The following is a 15,107-nucleotide window of genomic DNA, read 5'->3' as shown; positions in this document are numbered from 1 at the left end:
CACCGCAAAGATCTATCACATTGTTTTTAAGCCAATTTAATGTCAACCACCAAATAATTGACTGATACAAAATGCTACATTCAAAAACTTCATTTACCCAACCGAATGAAACATTTTGTTAACAAGTCACTGCTGATTTTGGCCCATAAAAGAATGACATTATTAATCGGAGAAGAAATATGAGAAGGAAGTCATTACTCAAAGAAGCGTCGATAGCCCTCGCTATCACCGCTAGTATGGCCATGGCATTGCCAGCTAGCGCAATGAAATTACAGCCATATAACTTGCAAAAGCTTACATCAGACTCCCAAAGTATCATCACAGGTGAAGTTATCAAAATGACTGATGGTTTTGATAATAATCGTCCCTACACCGAAATTACTATTGCGGTTGCTGAAGATGCTAAAGGGAAATTAAAAAAAGATTCCACCTACACCTTCCGTCAATTCGGTTTAATCAAACCCCGCGCTATGGGTAATGGCAAAGTCTACTTAGGTGTCACCCCTGAAGGTTTCGCCAAGTGGAATGTGGGCGAAAATGTCGTTGCCTTTATGTATAAGCCTGCCTCCATCACAGGTTTTCAAACCACCGCAGGTATGGCTCAAGGTAAATTTGTTGTCCGTGATGGCAAAGTGATGAACGAATTTGCAAATATCGGTTTGTTTGAAAATATGAATCCCACAGACATCTCCGAAGAAAACCGCAATATGCTGAGCAACCCTAATGGGGTAGACCTAAGTATCTTTATGAATTTAGTCACTAAGATGGCAGGAGGCCAACAATAATGAAGCTCTCTAAACTAGCGATGGGACTGACACTTACTACCCTTTCGATGAGTGCTATTGCCGCGGGTCCACTCTATATCCACGACAAAACCATGCAGCCTTACAAATGGAATACCAGTAAAGGGGCAATCCCTATTTGGACCGATGGCGGTGTGCTGGTTAAAAACAAAGAAGGTAATGATGTTGAATCTTTTACCGTACTCAAACAAGGTAGCAAATATAATATTAATATCACCCTAGCCGATGGCACTGTGATTCCTAAAAATACTGTGCTTGATCGCGACTACACACTGTTAACGATTGAGCGAGCCAATGAAATTACTGCCGCCGCCGTGGCTGAATGGTCAAATGTCGAAACCTCAACCTTAGAGATGAGCATTGCGGGCACCATTGAAAGCAAAACAGGTATAAGTGATTTAACTGCTTCAAATGTTGATCAAGTCTATGGTGTCGAAAATGGCTATGGTTTTTGGGTTGTATACGATACAGACGGCTCAGTTGTCGAAGATGTGTTTGGGGTACCTAAAGAATCTATCTTAGGGATGGCATTTCCTGAATGGGCCGATGAAAAAACCGGTGAGATTATAGAAGCTACAGCAATCATGAATGGCTGGGCTGTGGCTCCTAACGATAATGGCAGTCAAATCGCTGGGGTATTCACCCATGAGTTTGGTCATGCCATCAACCTATCTCATACTCAAGTCAATGGCCAGCTAGCCTATCTAAGCTCTGCGTTGAATAAACTTTACCCTGGAGTTCCTGGCTGTGGCGTGAACCCAATTGCCGGTGGCAACCCAGCGATGATCGAAACGATGTATCCGTTTATCGATCACTACAAAGCTGGCTCGGTTAACCAGAGCACTATTGAACATCCCGATGATGTCGCTGCGATTTCGAACCTGTATCCAAGTGTTAACTATGCGAGTTCGAGCGGCACCATTAGTGGTGTGCTGCGCCTTAAGGATGGCAGAACTGAATACAGCGGGATCAACGTCGTTGCGCGCAACATTAATAATCCCCTGTTCGATGCAATTTCAGATATGTCAGGTTCTGCGACTCAAGGGATGTTAGGCCCTGATGGCCGATTCACTATTCGAAACCTCACCCCCGGTGAGCAATATGTACTTTATATTGAACCTATCGTAGCCGGCGGCTTCCCGACAACACCTCAGCCTCTTCTTTCGACCGCGGAATATTGGAATAACAGCGAAAGTAGTGATCCTCTGCTTGATGATGTTTGCGATATCACCCCCATCAAAGCAGAAGCGGGCATCACCAAGGAAGCGGACTTTACGCTTAACGGCTACATGAAAGGAATTCAGGTAACACCTCTCTCCTCGGTAGTCCTTAGCGATATGTCAAAAAATGGTCGTAAAGCAGTGGGAACTTCTGGTGTAAAGGCAATAACTTGGGATGTCGATAACGGGTTTGAGATACTCCCAAGCCGTTATGTGGGTGCAGAGGCATTCTTAAGTCGCAATGGTAAGCACGTGTTATTGCAGCACGATCAGGATGGTAACGGTATCATGGAACCAACTGTTTGGTCTGATAAGCAGGATCTTTCAACTGGATATCTCGGTGACTCCCAATGCGGCGCTTCTACCAGTATTGCCGGTCTAAAAATCAGTGCGCTTGGTTCAGCCATGGATGACGCTGGCGCTACTGTCGCAGGTTTGGCTTACCGAGACCTAAATGGTAATGGTAACTGTCAGGAATACTTTTCCGGCGAAATGACCCCTTTTATCTGGGATGAAAAAGGGGGTATTCGCGAGCTCGATACCAGCAGTGTCAAATGGAGTCGAACACTATATGCATACGCTCATGGACTATCAGGTAACGGCAAAGTGGCCCTAGGTCAGGTTAATTACGATCAAGCGGTTGCTTGGATAGCTGAAGGCCCAATGCTCAACCTGACTTCTGCTTTCAAAGCTAAACAGGCTAAAGTCTCTAATTTCGATGGTAGTCGTGTCGCGCTAACCAGTGACTTCGGTGTCAAATTATGGGATTCACGCAAGGGACTTGTCGAAGATGCCATCACCAATATTGGCTCACTACCTTGGTGTCAGGACATTCAATATATCTTCTATTCTTGGAATCTGTGTGAAGAACTGACCCCAGAAGAAATCACCGCTTCTTACGGTGCAGTACCTATGACTGTCAGTGATTTAAGCGATGATGGCAGCGTAGCGATTGGCCGAGCTGGAGGAAGTCGATTTGGTTACTATGGCGCGCTATGGGTCGAAGACATTGGCTGGCTAGAACTAAGCCGCTTCTTACGAGAACAAGGTGCAGTAGAACTGGGTAAATTACCTATGAGTAACCCAATCGCCTTAAGTGGTAACGGTAATAAGATGATCGGTGTTGCTGGCGGAATGTCTTGGTATATGGATATGAGCCAAGTTTATGTATGTGACAACGGTTCATCGGTTCTAACCGGTTTCCCTGGCGGGCTTCGAGAAGCAGTTGCTAATGGCGCTCAGATTGGACGCTGTGAGATGATTTAATAAATCAAGGTAGTAACGAGTAAGTATTAGCTCAGATCTGATCTGACTGTTGCCCATTTTTTGATGCCACTGCCAGCTTAGATTTGAGCTAAATTCTTTTCAGCTCAGCGCATTTTTCCATGCAGTAACGTGGCCATTGGTCTTTTGCCGCTGCACATTTTGCTTTAATTTGGTAAGCGACAGAAAGAGTGCCTATGCGACAAAGAACGTAAATACTTTGCCGCAGGGTAAATCAGTCAATGTTATCGGGGGGAACATAGAGTTTCGAGAAAGCAACTTTGCTTTATGTGTCTACAAAGGTTGCTGTTAAATACGGCCCACGCTCTTAATGTTGCCAACGTAAAAGGCATTTTAATCGCCATAAAACATGGATGATAGGTTTTTAATTTCACAGCAGGCTTTATCGTCTTGCGGCTTTCGTGCAAAGACTTCAATTCGCACACTAAACTGGCAAGCCCTTAGAAATAGCGAACACATTTCAACCACACATAACGTAGTTAAGAGTCCCCACATTCGCGGCATAGATGCTGACAATAGGACAGTCTTTAAGGTATCAATCAAAAGAGCTAAGCGAATATTTTTACGGGGTAGTGATTTGTATTTTTATAAATCCGCTAGAAACTCATGCGGGACTTATATCCTAGAAAATTTAGAGTGAAATTGATCCAGGTTTCTGCGGATTTACAATGCCCAAAACAAGTCGCACTCAATTTAGTGCGACTCGCTAATTAACTATTCATCCCCAAATCGGCATATAACAACTCTGCCCTAGGAGTCATCTGTTGCCAATTCATTTCAAGCTCGGCCGCCCGCATCGGTTTGGCGTAGTGCATACCCTGCAGCCTATCGACACCCATGTTGACCAACATGCTTTTCATTTCTGCGGTTTCAACCCCTTCGACGGTCACTTCATAGCCCAATTTTTTAGCGATATTGATACTGGCCTCAAGAATAAACTCAGAAGGGTGATCAGGCTGAAGGTCCGTAAGGAACGCCTTGTCGATTTTAACTTCATTGGCGGGTAGATGTTTTAGGTAAGCTAAGGAAGAATGCCCGGTACCAAAATCATCGATAGCAAGCTTGATGCCAAGGCCACGCAGTTGTTCTAAAGTCTCGACCGCCTTATTCACATCGGCCATCAAGGCGCTTTCGGTAATCTCAATCATTAAACATTCGGGGGGTAATTTATAGTGTTCTAAGCGCTCAGCGATATCATAAGCTAGGGTGTCACTGTCGAGATCGCGAGACGATAGATTCACGGCAACACAGAGATTAATACCCGCAGCGCGCCATTTAACCTGCTGAATCAACACTTGCTCAAGCGCCCAGCGGCCGACGAGATCGATCATCCCGGCGCATTCCGCCAACGGAATAAATTCGGCGGGGGAAATCAACCCTAATTCTTCATGCTCCCAGCGAATGAGCGCTTCGACTTGAGTGCATTGCCCCGTAAGAACATCCTGTTTGGGCTGATATACCATATACAGATGATTGCGCTCCAATCCCTTGGGCAAGCTGTCGATAATCCTTAATTCTCGCAGCTGACGTTTATCATCATTAACGCAGTAAAAAGCAATAGCGCTACGGGTTTCGCGGGCTTTTTTCAGTGCTAAATCGATACGGCGCAGCATCTGGCTAGCATCCGCATGGTGCTCGGCTAACTGCATGCAGCCCATGTGGATCCGCACACTGACAGGGGTATTATTGATTTTAAAAGGCACCATCAATCTTGCTCTAAGGTGCAGTAACTGTTCCTCTGTTAATGCTCTATCGTAATAGAGTAAAAATTCGTCGCCGTTGAGTCTCGCAATTTGTTTAGGTTCGAGGCTTAAACTGGTCAGCCGCTCGGCAAATTGCTGCAACAAAATATCGCCAAATACAAAACCAAATAAATCATTAACGTAACGAAAGCGGTAGATATCAATAAGCACCAGAGTGCCATGGGTGAGCGGCATCATTGAGGTCAACGCGCGCTTAAATCCGACGCGGTTATTGAGCCCTGTGAGTTTGTCTTTTCCAGCCCCTGCGGGCAAAGCGGCCAGCATCTCATTTAACGAATGGTAAAGCGGCGCAAATTCTTGGGGAACGATAGGAATGTTTAACGGACGACGCTCAATTCTTTGATGGTCGAGTTGCGGGCATAATTGTGCTAAAAAACGCTGCTGTAGGCGAAGGGAATGGTAACGCGCCAATAATATGTAAAACACAGCGGCAAGAATAAAAAACAGGGCTAAACCAATAAATCCCACTAGGAGCATAAACAGGCCTCAATCTTACCTCGTAAGCTTAATTCCCATCTCACCCATCACTTTGTATGGGCGAGACTTTGGATCCTTTTAGGCCTGCGACTACTGGTAACTTTCTTTAATTGAATGGAATTTTTCCATAAATTCGTCACTAGCTAACTCATTTGCCGACACTGGTAATCCACGGCTGACAAACACGTCCATACGCTGTTCAAGTTCAGCACCGGCACGCAACTCGCCCGTGTAGAATGCAGCGGCGCGGATAAAGTCGAGATAATTTACTTGCTCTGGCAAATAAGGTAAATCAGCCCAACGCTCAACGACTTCCATCACTTCTGGGGCAAATTCCCAGCTCTTAAGAACGGCACGACCTAACGGCCCCTGCATCTTACGCACAAGCGAGCGTAATTGTTCAATACTGGTAAATAACTCAGGGTGCGCTTCAGCCTCAGTCAAAACAGGCAAAGCACCGATATTATGGACAAGCCCCGCTAGGGTTAAGGTATCGAGATTCAGATCGCTACTTGGGTGACGTTTTTTATACATCTGCAGCATGGCGCAAGCTGCTGCGGTAACATCAATAGAGGTACGCCACACTTCATCCATGACTTCCCAGACCATTTCGTTAGTCGAAATGAACAGCTGCTCCATAGCAACTGAAGTCGCGATACTTTTAATCTGAATAAGACCAATACGGGACACCGCACTCGTGATACTTTCGGCTGGAATACCACGACTATAGAGGGCGCTGTTGGCCACTTTGATAATACGGGCTGATATGGCCGCATCTTGACCAATCACTTCTGCGACTTGTTTGAGGCTGGCATCTGAGCGCCCAACCACTTCTTGTACTCGCATCGCCACTTCGGGCAGGGTGGGCAGTACAAGGGCGTCATCTTTAAGCTTTTTAAGTAATCCGACTAATAGTAGATGTTCGGTTGACATCTTCGCTCCCATCAATCTGTAAACATTAACATTGAGTAGTTGCAGTATATCAGTTGGTGATCAATTGATGGGCAGAAAAATGCAACAGACGTTAATAATTTGTTTGACGCTATAACCCATTTTGCCAGAGACCCCAAGAAAAAGGCTAACTTCCTGCACCATGGGCCCATTTAAGCTCAATTATGAGTGCGCATGGTTATCATCTATTGCACTATGGCAACCCTAACCATAGTGATACTTATGGGTATATTCGTCAATTGCGAGCTATACCTAAAGTTAAGGTTAGCAATTTGCATAACCCTACTTTCATTGTGTAAAATGCGCGCCCCGCGCAGTGCGCCTAATTCTTCAAACACTCGAGAGTCATTATGTTTAAACCAGAGCTTTTATCTCCCGCAGGTACGCTGAAAAACATGCGCTACGCATTTGCCTATGGTGCAGATGCGGTTTATGCAGGTCAGCCGAGATATAGCTTAAGGGTACGTAATAACGACTTTAAAATGGAAAACCTCGCAACTGGGATTGAAGAAGCCCATGCCCTAGGTAAAAAGCTCTACGTGGTGAGCAATATTGCGCCCCACAACGCCAAGCTAAAAACCTACATCAAGGATATGGAGCCAGTTGTGGCGATGAAACCCGATGCCTTAATCATGTCTGATCCAGGGCTGATTATGATGGTACGTGAAGCCTTCCCCGATCAAGTGGTGCATTTATCGGTACAAGCTAACGCCATTAACTGGGCGTCAGTTAAATTCTGGCAAACCCAGGGCATTAAACGTGTGATCCTGTCACGTGAATTGTCATTAGATGAAATTGAAGAAATTCGTCAGCGCTGCCCAGATATCGAACTAGAAGTGTTCGTCCACGGCGCTTTGTGTATGGCCTACTCTGGCCGTTGTCTATTATCTGGTTATATCAATAAGCGCGATCCAAACCAAGGTACTTGTACCAATGCCTGCCGCTGGAAATATGACGTCCATGAAGCGCAGCAAACTGACTCTGGCGATATCATCGCCACCCCAAATGCAGTACAAATTGAAACCCCAACCTTAGGTGCGGGGGCTCCTTCCGATCAAATATTCCTGCTGCAGGAAGCTAATCGTCCGGGCGAATATATGCCAGCCTTCGAAGATGAGCATGGCACTTATATTATGAATTCTAAAGACTTGCGTGCGATTCAACACGTTGAGCGCCTAGCCAAGATGGGCATAGACTCATTAAAAATCGAAGGCCGTACTAAGTCTTTCTACTATGTAGCCCGTACTGCGCAGCTGTATCGCCAAGCGATTGAAGATGCGGTATCTGGCAAAAACTTCGATCGCAGCCTGATGAACCAATTGGAAGGCTTGGCGCACCGAGGTTACACCGAAGGCTTCCTACGCCGCCACGTGCACGACGAATACCAAAATTACGACTATGGCTACTCGGTCAGCGATACCCAACAGTTTGTGGGTGAACTGACAGGCAAGCGCAATGCTGCGGGCCTTGCCGAAATCGAAGTGAAGAACAAATTCTCCGTGGGTGACAGTGTTGAGTTAATGACGCCACAGGGCAATATCAGCCTCACCATCGAGCAGCTCGAGAACCGTAAGGCAGAAGCCGTTGAGGCCGGTTTAGGTTCGGGGCATACTGTGTACTTACCGGTTCCAAAGGAAGTGGATCTCAACCACGGTATTTTACTGCGTAACCTGCCGCAGGGACAGGACACCCGCAATCCCCACGAATTAGGTTAAGGTCATGGCATTACTGATCGACGACAGCTGCATTAACTGCGACATGTGTGAGCCCGAGTGTCCCAATCAGGCAATCACTATGGGGGAAGAAATCTATGAGATTGACCCCGACCGCTGTACTGAATGTGTTGGCCACTACGACAAACCAACCTGTGTGTCGGTTTGTCCGATTGATTGTATCGACCCGGATCCGAACCACGTCGAATCCCACGATGAGTTGCTGGTGAAATTTGCCATTCTGACCCAGAAAATTTAAAGCACCATCGGAAACGACGAAAAAGCCCCGCCATGATTGGCGGGGCTTTTTGTTTAATCAATGGCATCAAAACAAGCGACTAATTATATGCACCAGCGGGTTGAACAGTCACCACCGTTGGTTTGGCCTTTGCCTGCAGATGCATGATAACGCTTGCCAATTTCTCTACGCTCAGGCGCAGCGGCGTGGGCAAACTGGCAAACTCCACCCCAAGCAGCAGGTTTTTCACCTCTAACCCTAATTCGGTATCCCCTTGAATACTGAGTTTTCGTTGGAAAAATAAGGTATCAGGGTCCTCCTTACCTGCAGCCACTAACACTAATTCGCTCGATGGCGCACTGAAAGTAACTTGGGCATCGGTGAGCGGACGCACCAGCCAATGACCATTAAAGCTCACCTCAAAATGTAGCCCTAAATCCTCCACTCGAATGGCAACCCACTGGCCTTCTAGGAAATCCAGCTCGCCATCTTGCGCCTGGGACGCAAGTAATAATCCGAGCAGCTCTGCAATAGCCTTATCTTTGATACTAAAGGGGACTTTCGACAGCGGCAGACCTACAAACTTAGGGGTGAGCGTGAGCAATTCTTTGGCTAAATTGGCTGAAAAAACAGCGTACATGGTCAATTACCTTTCAAAAAACACTTAACGGCCAGTCTAGCGAGATTTTATGGTTTAAAACCTGTTTTAAATCAATTCACCGTCAATCAATCTTTCCTACACTTCGTCCCAATTATCTAATTGGGAGCACGAATATGGAGTTGTTATGTCCGGCAGGCAATCTGGCTTCACTCAAGTCAGCATTACAGGCTGGTGCCGATGCCATTTATCTAGGGCTAAAGGACGACACTAATGCCCGGTCATTCGCAGGGTTAAACTTCACCGAAGCCAAGTTACAGGAAGGCATTGAATTAGCGCACCAAAGGGGAAAGAAAATCTTCCTCACCCTCAATACGTTCCCTAAACCCAATGAAGAACATCGCTGGTATCAAGCTATCGATTTAGCCGCAAAATTAGGTGCGGATGCATTAATCGTTGCCGACCTTTCGCTACTCGATTATGCCCATAAACACTACCCTCACCTGCCATTGCACCTGTCGGTTCAGGCGAGTGCGACTAATCTTGGCGCCCTCAGTTTTTACAAACAGGCCTTTAATATTCAACGGGTCGTACTCCCGCGGGTACTGTCGATAAAGCAGGTGCGGGATTTAGCCAAGGTCAGCCCTGTCGATCTCGAGGTCTTTGCCTTTGGCAGTCTGTGCATTATGGCCGAGGGGCGTTGCCACTTATCATCCTATGTAACGGGTCAATCCCCGAATACTGGCGGCTCCTGCTCGCCCGCCAAGCATGTCCGCTGGCAAGAAGAGGGACAAGATAGACTCACCCTTCTCAATGATGTGTTGATCGACAAATCGGGGATCGATGAGCAAATGGGTTACCCCGTTGTCTGCAAAGGACGCTACCTCACAGAGGAGAGTGAATCTCCCCAGTATTTACTCGAGTCCCCCACGAGCTTAAACACCTTAAGTCTGCTGCCAGAGCTTGCTCGCGCGGGGATAGTGTCGCTAAAAATTGAAGGGCGTCAACGCAGCCCTGCCTACGTTGAGCAAGTGACTCGGGTCTGGCGTCAAGCGATTGATACCTATCTGGATAACCCCGATAAATTCCAGACCCAAACCCATTGGGAACAAGCCTTAGCCAAAGTATCAGAGGGGCAAATTACTACCCTAGGTGCCTATGAGCGCAACTGGCAATAACGATTGGACTCAAGCAATTCGCTAAATTGCATTTACAGGTCACTTGTTTTAACAGAATACAGAAGAACTATTTATGAAAATCTCCCTTGGCCCGCTACTTTATTGCTGGGAAAAACAACAGGTCAGCGATTTTTATCAAGCCGTCGCGAACAGCAATGTCCCCATTGTGTATTTAGGCGAAGCGGTTTGTAGCCGTCGGCGTGAGCTCAAGTGGGGCGATTATCTCGCCCTAGCACAAATGCTCAAACAAGCGGGTAAAGAAGTCGTGCTATCGACACTCGCCTTAATTGAAAGCCCCTCGGAGTACGCTGAGCTTAAACGTCAAGTTAACAATGGTGAGTTTATGATTGAGGCCAACGATATGGGCGCAGTGCATGCGGCAAAAGAACATCACTTGCCCTTCGTCAGTGGACCGAGTATCAACAACTATAACCGCGCTAGCCTTGAGATTTTAAAGCAAAGCGGAATGAGGCGTTTTGTTATGCCCATCGAGCTTTCAAAGCATTGGCTTGGGCAAGTCATTGCCGAAAAGCCCGCATTCGAGGTTGAAGTCTTTGGCCACGGCTATTTGCCTTTAGCCCATTCGGCGCGCTGTTTTACCGCAAGACATAAACAACGTTCCAAGGACAGTTGTGAAACAGTCTGTAAGCAATATTCAAAGGGATTATTGGCGCAAACCCAAGAGCAACAGCCGCTACTCAGGCTCAATGGCATTCAAACCCAATCGGCAAGCTGCGTGGATTTACGCAGTGAAGCCACAGCCATGCAACAAATGGGCGTAGATGTGTTTCGCTTCTCACCTAATAGTGTCGGATGTATTACCAAAGCGGAAGGACTCATCCAATCACTCGATGCAAATGAGCCACAAATGCCATTAACGGACGCGCTTAGCTGTAATGGCTATTGGTTTGGGGAAGCCGGACTGGCGAGATTTTAAGGGTTATGTTAATCACTCACTCAAGCGTTAGTCTTGGGTGAGTGAAGTCCCGCTGACTAACAACATTAGCGTCCAAGCAAGCAAACTTGCCAAGCCAACCCATTCGAGTAAGGCCGGCCACCAGAGTTCGGGTCTGGGCAGCTGCACCACCATCTCTTGATAGAAAGGTCTATCCCCCTCCGTGAGCCCCAATCCTAACTGAGGGGCGTATAGAAAGGTCATCATACTGACAAACACCATCAGGGCGAGTAACACATTCCAGCCCCGAGCCGGTAACGGACTTAAACCTGCCCAAATCAAGTAACAGACCGCGCTTAAACTCCCAAAATAGAAAAACCATTTAAGCCCTAAAATATGCAGATGGTAGACATTTACCGGAAACAAGCCTATGGACGAGAGGGCAAGAAAAGTTAAGGTCATAAAGACAAAGAAGGGATATCCCCAAAAACGAGTCACATTCTGCAGGGATGACAGACAATAGAAGGCAATGCTAAGGCTACCAAAAAATAATCCACCGTTGAGTACAACGGCAGAGGAGGAATGGCCATAGGTGCCGAGTTCACTCAGGGTATGATTTAAAAAGTTAAAGGTTTTGGTTTCAGAATAATCAAAGCCAATCACGGCGCCCACTAACCCCAAGAGGATGCCAAATAATCCTAAAAACCCAAACTTATTGGCCAGTGCGACACCCTTATGCACGGCAATTTTTCTAGTACTAGTCATGAATACACTAACTCAGTAGGAATAGTACTAACTTACATGGAATTACGAATAATTAAAGCGGCGCATATCTTCTTTATGGTAATTTTTTATTTTTTCGCCGTTAACGCTTATTTAGTCAGCTTTAGTTTTTACCGCGATTTCGATACCTTAACGAGTAGATGCCCACAATCTTTGACATAAAACGCATAAAAATGCGCTTTATGCATCAGCAACTGAATAACGTTGAGCAAGCATGCCTCAGCCATACCTTATTTACATTGAATGTGGCAATTGCCAGCCAAACAGTAAAATATTGCTCAATAAACCCGCAATAATTCTTTTACCCCGTTTTATGCGGTTTATTTTTAGCCAATTGCGTCAGCAGGTATAAATAAACCCAGTTGCACAACAAAATCGCTAACCTTAATTAACACCAGGTGCTAAAACTCTGATTTAAAAGTGAGTTTACAGTAGCTCTGACGGGCTTATAGCGCACATTCCTTGGCTAAGCCGCCAAAAATAACTATGCTGTTTTACTGCTTATCTCAAACAAATTAGCTAATCATTTTACTTAGTCGAGCTAAGCGAGTAATCTTCCCGCTTCTCAAATTTGAGCTGAATGAAAATGCACCTTAACTCGGCTAAAAATCGGCATAAGGTGGCGCTTTATTCAAGTTAATTCTGTGCGACTCGTATTTTAAGGTGTACACCATTGGCTACTGAACATAAAAACCGCAACCTCAAGACGATACTCACCTTTATCGTCCCTTCGCTGATCGGTCTATTACTCTTTATGACCCCTATCAGCTACAACGATGCGATTACCATTCCAATCGCGATTATCTCTAAAGCGCTGCAAAGTGCCCTGAGCGATGTGATCACGGGAATTGTGACGACGATAGTGGTTTTCATGGCCCTAGCCTCGGTGCTCACCAAAGCCCTAAAGCCCAAAGCGATTGTGAATAACCACTTCCTGAATAGCCTGCTGAATATCAGCCCGCTGTGGTTAGTGACTCGCGTTGTCGGTGCCATCTTTATCGTATTAACCTTCTTTGGTATTGGCCCTGAAGCCATTAATTCCTCAAGCACTGGTGCTCTGGTACTAAACGATCTGTTACCCGTACTACTGTGCGTATTTATTTTCGCGGGAATGTTACTGCCACTACTGTTGAACTTTGGTTTATTAGAACTGTTCGGCACGCTGCTGACTAAAATCATGCGCCCGGTATTTAACTTGCCAGGTCGCAGCGCCATCGACTGTATGGCTTCGTGGTTAGGTGACGGTAGTGTGGGGATTTTGCTGACCAGTAAACAATACGAAGCGCGCTTTTATACTCAGAGAGAAGCGGCCGTTATCGGTACCACTTTCTCTGCGGTATCGATTACCTTCAGCTTAGTGGTGATTTCACAGGTGAAGCTTGAACATATGTTCGTGCCCTTCTACCTAACGGTGTGTTTAGCCGGGTTAGCCGCCGCGATTATCGTGCCAAAACTGCCGCCGCTGTCTTGGAAAAAAGATAGCTATATCGACGATACCCCTCGTCATGCCGATGATGAAATCATCCCTGCAGGCCACAATGCACTTTCCTGGGGTTTCGATAAGGCACTTGAAAAAGCTTCGACTGCCGGAGGTGTAAAGGCCGTATTTAGCGAAGGCATTAAAAACGTCGTCGATATGGTGTTTGGTATTATCCCAGTGGTCATGGCGATTGGTACAACGGCGCTGATCATTGCCGAGCACACGCCAATATTTAACTATCTTGGCATGCCATTTATCCCATTACTCGAGCTACTGCACATTCCAGAAGCCACCGAAGCCTCTAAAACTATCGTGGTTGGCTTTGCGGATATGTTTATCCCATCGATTCTGGCAAGCTCGATTGAAGCGGATATGACCCGCTTTGTAATTGCAGCCCTGTCGGTGACTCAACTTATTTATATGAGTGAAGTAGGCGCCCTGCTGATTGGCAGCAAGATCCCCGTTAACTTCGCTGAACTGTTTGTGATTTTTATTCTGCGTACCTTAGTCACGCTGCCAGTGATTGCGGGAATGGCACACCTGCTGTTCTAAGCAAACTTAATAACGGTAAATCATTAGAGGGGAGTCAGCAAAGACTCCCCTTTTTACATTTGTCATTTGCATGTCATTTCGCCGTCATCATTCAGTCAAAGGTACTCATTAACCTCTGCAGTCATTAAAAGCCAAAAAGGTGAAAAATGATGGCAGGAATTCAGTTCTCGAACGCCGACAATCCGCGGCAATCCACTGCGAATTTCTATTCTCCCCCCCAAAATAACCATTCCACCCCATTTAGCCCCACAGATCCTACAACCACAAAACTTGAGAAAGCGCCGCCTCACCCAATCAGAGTCAATGCCCTGTGGCTGTCGGATATCCATTTGGGTAGTAAGGATTGTAAGGCCGAGTTCCTGCTCAATATGCTGAGTACTGTCCAGTGCCAATACCTGTATCTGGTCGGCGATATTATTGATATCTGGGCGCTGAAACGCCGCTTTCATTGGCCCGAGCATCACAACTTAGTTCTGCAAAAAATAGTCGAGCTGGCACAAAATGGCTGCCAAGTGCACTACTTACCCGGCAATCACGACGAGTTACTTAAGCCCTACGCGCAGCTGACACTGCTTAACATCAAAATGAGTCGTCAGCACATTCATCAAGGGATTAGCGGACGCAAACTCCTAATGCTCCACGGCGATCAATTCGATGCCGACGTCTGCATGGGTCGCTTTTACGCCAAGCTGGGTGATCATCTTTACGATTTGCTGATGTTCCTCAATCGCCAACTACACCGCTTTCGGGAGCGACTCGGATATCCCTACTGGTCGCTTGCGGGCTATCTCAAGGCGCGGGTTTCTAAGGCGCAGGCGGCCATTAGCCTCTATCGCCAAGCCGTCCTCAAATACGCACAACATTACGATGTCGATGGGGTAGTTTGCGGCCATATCCACCAGCCAGAGCTGTCCATTCATCAACGTGGTAGTTACTCAACGACGCCGGATAAACGCCAACTTATCTACGCCAACGACGGCGATTGGGTCGAAAACTGCAGCCTGCTCACCGAAACCTTAAGCGGCGAGCTGCAATTATGCCGCTGGCATGACCCCAGTTTAAGCCTCGAACTGATTAGCAGCATTAGCCTCGCACCAATTTCGGCCAAATCGACGCTTGCCGCCCAAAGTGTAACGACCAATCCAGCCATTCAACCAAGGGACGTTGCCTGAT

12 protein-coding genes are annotated in these 15,107 nt (G+C 46.6%); 8 read left to right on the top strand and 4 right to left on the bottom strand.

Going from position 1 to position 15,107, the window contains the following annotated elements; translation table 11 throughout:
- Positions 1–179: 179 nt before the first annotated feature.
- Both K0H61_RS04520 and K0H61_RS04515 read left to right on the top strand, forming a co-directional pair.
- Complete coding sequence (locus K0H61_RS04520; RefSeq protein ID WP_220051563.1) at positions 180–785, top strand: hypothetical protein; 606 nt, start codon at positions 180–182, stop codon at positions 783–785.
- The gene (locus K0H61_RS04515; protein ID WP_220051562.1) at positions 785–3,289 is read left to right on the top strand and encodes a zinc metalloprotease; all 2,505 of its coding nucleotides are present in this window, start codon (positions 785–787) and stop codon (positions 3,287–3,289) included. The genes K0H61_RS04520 and K0H61_RS04515 overlap by 1 nt, the downstream gene beginning before the upstream one ends.
- A 728-nt stretch (positions 3,290–4,017) precedes the next feature.
- On the opposite strand, the gene K0H61_RS04510 is transcribed toward K0H61_RS04515, so the two are convergent.
- Both K0H61_RS04510 and K0H61_RS04505 read right to left on the bottom strand, forming a co-directional pair.
- Positions 4,018–5,547: a putative bifunctional diguanylate cyclase/phosphodiesterase gene (locus K0H61_RS04510; RefSeq protein ID WP_220051561.1), complete on the bottom strand. Its 1,530-nt coding sequence runs from the start codon at positions 5,545–5,547 to the stop codon at positions 4,018–4,020.
- Positions 5,548–5,637: 90 nt separating this feature from the next.
- Positions 5,638–6,480: an HDOD domain-containing protein gene (locus K0H61_RS04505; protein WP_220051560.1), complete on the bottom strand. Its 843-nt coding sequence runs from the start codon at positions 6,478–6,480 to the stop codon at positions 5,638–5,640.
- Positions 6,481–6,848: 368 nt separating this feature from the next.
- Between K0H61_RS04505 and trhP the strand changes: the two genes are divergently transcribed.
- Positions 6,849–8,213, top strand: a complete 1,365-nt coding sequence (trhP, locus tag K0H61_RS04500; RefSeq protein WP_220051559.1) for a prephenate-dependent tRNA uridine(34) hydroxylase TrhP — start codon at positions 6,849–6,851, stop codon at positions 8,211–8,213.
- Between the two features lie 4 nt (positions 8,214–8,217).
- Positions 8,218–8,469, top strand: a complete 252-nt coding sequence (locus K0H61_RS04495) for a YfhL family 4Fe-4S dicluster ferredoxin (protein ID WP_220051558.1) — start codon at positions 8,218–8,220, stop codon at positions 8,467–8,469.
- Between the two features lie 79 nt (positions 8,470–8,548).
- Here the strand turns inward: K0H61_RS04495 and ubiT are convergent, their stop codons facing one another.
- Positions 8,549–9,088, bottom strand: a complete 540-nt coding sequence (gene ubiT, locus K0H61_RS04490; RefSeq protein WP_220051557.1) for a ubiquinone anaerobic biosynthesis accessory factor UbiT — start codon at positions 9,086–9,088, stop codon at positions 8,549–8,551.
- Positions 9,089–9,222: 134 nt separating this feature from the next.
- Between ubiT and ubiU the strand changes: the two genes are divergently transcribed.
- Entirely contained in the window at positions 9,223–10,224 is a 1,002-nt protein-coding gene (gene ubiU, locus K0H61_RS04485) for a ubiquinone anaerobic biosynthesis protein UbiU (RefSeq protein WP_220051556.1), read from the top strand.
- 73 nt (positions 10,225–10,297) lie between these two features.
- Positions 10,298–11,161 (top strand): U32 family peptidase, encoded by an 864-nt coding sequence (locus K0H61_RS04480; RefSeq protein ID WP_220051555.1) that lies wholly within the window; start codon positions 10,298–10,300, stop codon positions 11,159–11,161.
- 27 nt (positions 11,162–11,188) lie between these two features.
- Here K0H61_RS04480 and K0H61_RS04475 read toward each other — a convergent pair whose 3' ends face one another.
- Positions 11,189–11,884, bottom strand: coding sequence for a DUF998 domain-containing protein (locus K0H61_RS04475; RefSeq protein WP_220051554.1), 696 nt, complete (start codon positions 11,882–11,884; stop codon positions 11,189–11,191).
- A gap of 691 nt (positions 11,885–12,575) precedes the next feature.
- Between K0H61_RS04475 and K0H61_RS04470 the strand changes: the two genes are divergently transcribed.
- Positions 12,576–13,934 (top strand): YjiH family protein, encoded by a 1,359-nt coding sequence (locus K0H61_RS04470; protein WP_220051553.1) that lies wholly within the window; start codon positions 12,576–12,578, stop codon positions 13,932–13,934.
- A gap of 149 nt (positions 13,935–14,083) precedes the next feature.
- Positions 14,084–15,106, top strand: a complete 1,023-nt coding sequence (locus tag K0H61_RS04465) for a UDP-2,3-diacylglucosamine diphosphatase (protein WP_220052470.1) — start codon at positions 14,084–14,086, stop codon at positions 15,104–15,106.
- The last annotated feature ends 1 nt before the right edge of the window (position 15,107 follow it).

Source organism: Shewanella acanthi (assembly GCF_019457475.1).
GTDB classification, from domain to species: domain Bacteria; phylum Pseudomonadota; class Gammaproteobacteria; order Enterobacterales; family Shewanellaceae; genus Shewanella; species Shewanella acanthi.
Note: the sequence above shows the minus strand (reverse complement) of the source record. Positions and strands in the feature narration are given on the sequence as shown.